The 3,790-nt window shown below is 65.8% G+C and carries 1 protein-coding gene and 1 pseudogene; both read right to left on the bottom strand.

What is annotated here, in order from left to right; genetic code table 11:
* On the bottom strand, positions 1–2,590 hold a 2,590-nt coding region (locus ACRDUX_RS37930), incomplete at its 3' end, for an acyltransferase domain-containing protein (protein ID WP_526422214.1).
* 839 nt (positions 2,591–3,429) lie between these two features.
* Positions 3,430–3,790, bottom strand: a pseudogene (locus ACRDUX_RS37925) (esterase); the annotation flags it as partial.

Genomic DNA, 3,790 nt, shown 5'->3' with positions numbered 1-3,790 from the left:
GGGTCCACGTCGGCAGCGGCGCGTCGACGAGGGCGCCGTCCGGCCACAGCACGTCGAAATCGATTGCGGCACCGGCGCTGTGCAGATCCGCTACGAATCCGCGAAGCCCGTTCGGCAGCTCCTGTTCACGGCGCATGCTCGCCAACGCGGCCAGCCGGATGTCGAGGCTGCTTGCGTTCTGTGTGACGGCATGGGTCAGTAGTGGGTGCGGTGAGAGCTCGCCGAACACGCGGAAACCGTCTTCTAGTGCGGCTTGCACCGCCGCGGCGAACCTCACCGCGTGCCGAAGGTTGTCCACCCAGTAGTACGCGTCGAACTCGGCGGGATCTCGCGGGTCGTAGAGTGTCGACGAGTAGTACGGGATGGCCGGTTCCATCGGTTCGATGTCGTCGAGGACCTCGGCCAGCTCGTCGAGGATCGGATCGACCTGCGGTGAGTGCGATGCGACGTCGACCGCCACTTCGCGCGCCATCACGCCGCGGGCCTCCCACTCCTCGGCGAGGGCGCGGACCGAATCCTTGGCTCCGCCGACGACCGCAGATTGCGGTGAGGCGACCACCGAAAGCACGACGTCGGTGACGCCGCGGGCGGCGAGCTCCGAAAGCACTTGCTGCGCAGGCATCTCCACGGATGCCATGGCTCCGGATCCTGCGATGCCCGCCATCAGCCGCGACCGACGGCAGATGACCTTCACCGCGTCGGTGAGCGAAAGCGCCTCGGCGACCACGGCGGCCGCCACCTCACCCATGGAATGGCCGATGACGGCGCCCGGCACGACGCCGTGGGACTTCATCGTGGCGGCCAGCGCCACCTGGACGGCGAAGATGGTGGGCTGCACCCGGTCGATGCCGGTCACCTTCTCCGGTGCGGTCAACGCTTCGGTGACCGAGAATCCGGATTCGCCTGCGATCAGCGGCTCGAGTTCCGCGATCGTCGCGGCGAAGACCGGTTCGGCGGCCAGCAGGCCCGCGCCCATCGCGGCCCACTGGGATCCCTGACCGGAGAAGACCCAGACGGGGCCGCGTTCACCCTTGGCGACCGCGGGCTCGTGGGGCACCTCGCCGTCGGCCAGTTCGCGAAGAGCGGCGAGCAGTTCGTCGCGGTCGTTCGCGAGCACGACGGTCCGTACGCTCCGGTGCGCACGCCGACGCGCCAGCGTGTAGGCCAGATCGGCCAGCTCGGTCGAAAGCCGTTCGTCGTCGGCGCGACCCTGCAGCCAGTCGGCGAGTCGGCCCGCCGTACGGCGCAACTCCTCGACCGAAGTCGCGGACAGCGGAAACAACCGCACTCCGGTCGGTTCGGAGCTGGTGTCGGCATCGGCTCGCACCACGTGATCGACGGGTGCCTGCTCAAGCACGGCATGCACGTTGGTGCCGGACAAGCCGTATGAGGACACTGCGGCACGCCGCGGGTGGTGACCGTTGGTCGGCCATGGCGTGGCCTCTTCCGGCACGAAGAGATTCGTCTCGATGCTGGCGATCTCTTCCGGAAATCCGGTGAAGTGCAGGCTCTTGGGCACCGTTGCGTGCTGCAGCGAAAGGATCGCCTTCATCAACCCGAGCGCGCCCGACGCGGACTGGCCGTGCCCGAAGTTGGTCTTCGCAGAGCCGAGCGCACACGGCCCATCCGTGCCGTAAACGGTCGCGAGGCTGGCGAACTCGATGGGGTCACCGACGGGCGTGCCAGTGCCGTGGGCCTCGATCATGCCGATCGTGGCGGGGTCGACGTCGCCGGCCGCGAGAGCCGCTTCGTACACCTTGACCTGTGCATCACGTGACGGCGTTGCGATGTTGACGGTGTGGCCGTCCTGGTTGGCGGCAGTACCGCGCACCACGGCCAGGATCCTGTCGCCGTCGGCCTGCGCGTCCGACAGCCGCTTGAGCAGCAGGACGACGGATGCCTCACCTGACACGAAACCATCGGCGTTCACGTCGAAGGCGTGGCATCGACCGGTCGGCGACAGCATGCCCTGTGCCGATCCCGAGGACATCTTGCGCGGTTCGAGCATGATCGAGACGCCGCCCGCGAGCGCGAGGTCGCTTTCGCCCGAGCGCAGGCTGCCACACGCCATGTGCGTCGCGAGAAGGCTCGACGAGCACGCCGAGTCGACCGTATAGGACGGGCCGTGCACGCCGAGGGCGTAGGAGATGCGGCCCGATGCCATGCTGAAGTTATTGCCGGTGTAGCCGTATGGGCCGTCGATCACTCCCGCGTCCGCGGCCAGCAACTCGTAGTCGCAGCCGGTCAGTCCCATGAAGACGCCGGTGAGGGACTTGGCCATGGTCGCCGGGTCCATGCCCGCGTGTTCAACGGCTTCCCAGGCGGTCTCGAGAAGCAGCCGGTGCTGCGGGTCGATGACCGCCGCCTCCCGCTCGCTGATCCCGAAGAACTCGGCGTCGAAGCCGGCAATGTCGTCGAGGAAGGCACCCCACTTGGAGACGGATCGCCCCGGCACGCCCGGTTCGGGATCGAAGTACTCCTCGGCGTCCCATCGATCCAACGGGACCGTCGTGATGGTGTCATCACCACGCAACAACGCTTCCCACAGGCCGGCCGGAGAGTCGATACCCCCGGGCAGTCGGCACCCCATGCCGATCACGGCGACGGGGCAGCCCGTTGTCTGTGCCACTTACTTCCACCCTCTTCTGACGCACCCGGATTCCGACCCGGTAGTGATGCGAGAAATCGTCAAACTGCGACGTACTGGACGTGCTGGAGGTCCACTTCTCAGTCCCGTCGATATCGCCTTTGACATACGGTTCCCAGCAACAAAAGCGGACCTTTCGTACGAAAGAGCGGGCAAATCCCTAACCGGACTCTCGTAGTCAACGTTCCTCGGCGGGGACATTACACCGGACGCCGCCCTGCCGTCTTGTCGTCGCAAATTGTGGCATCTACCTGGGCAGATGCCGACTAGCAATCTCTGTAATAATCGGTGGCGACGATAACCATGGTCGGCTAACCTTTCGCCCGTGCACATTCCAGCAAACATTCAAATAGTACAATTCACATTCTGAAGTTCAGAATCGTCGCGAGCGTCATTACACAACTGGCACTGATTGGCAACTCGTAGCGTTATCGAACCATTCATGCAGGAAGTAGGCCCGTCCCCAGGCGTCATGGCGGTGCGGGTCTGCGGCAGTCCCGTCGCCGGCAACCACCCGTCCCGCTCTCCCTCGGGCCGCCAGGAGGATAACTGGCAATCGTGGTGGCGATAACGAAGAAGTCACCCGCCCGGGAACTGGCAACGACTGCGGTCGGCGCCGGCCACCGTTCGCGCCGTTCGCGCCGCTGGGCTCATCTCGTCCCGAAATCGGTTGGAGCACGGTAAATCTGGAAAGGACAACAATTGTTGTCCGTCAGGAATCGAGATCCGAACCGAAATTCCCTACGGGCGGCCGATGGCCCGAACCCGACGCCTGCGCGGTGTCAGACCGCTGCGGACAGGTCCGAGAAGGGTGCACCGAATTCGGTCACGGCGGTGAAACCGTTGCGACGCGCCGAAGCCACTCCCCTGCGGATCAACGCAGCGGTGGCCACGAATCCGGCCTGATCGCTCACGACGAACGGGGTGAGCAGGCGGTTGTGGACGAAGCCGAAGGCCAGGCCAGTGGCCGGATCGGCCCACCCGAGAGAGCCGCCGAGACCGACATGACCGAAACCGGGCAGCACACCAGGGATTGGCAGACCGTGATAGCCGAGGTGGAAGGACAGCGGCATGAATATGCCACCGTCGGGGTGCAGGCTGGGGCGCCCCGTCAGACCCGAGACCAACTCGGCCGACAGGAAC

It is taken from the genome of Mycobacterium sp. (assembly GCF_050701675.1).
GTDB lineage: Bacteria > Actinomycetota > Actinomycetes > Mycobacteriales > Mycobacteriaceae > Mycobacterium.
The sequence above is the reverse complement of the archived record's forward strand: the minus strand, read 5'-3'. Positions and strand labels throughout refer to the sequence as shown.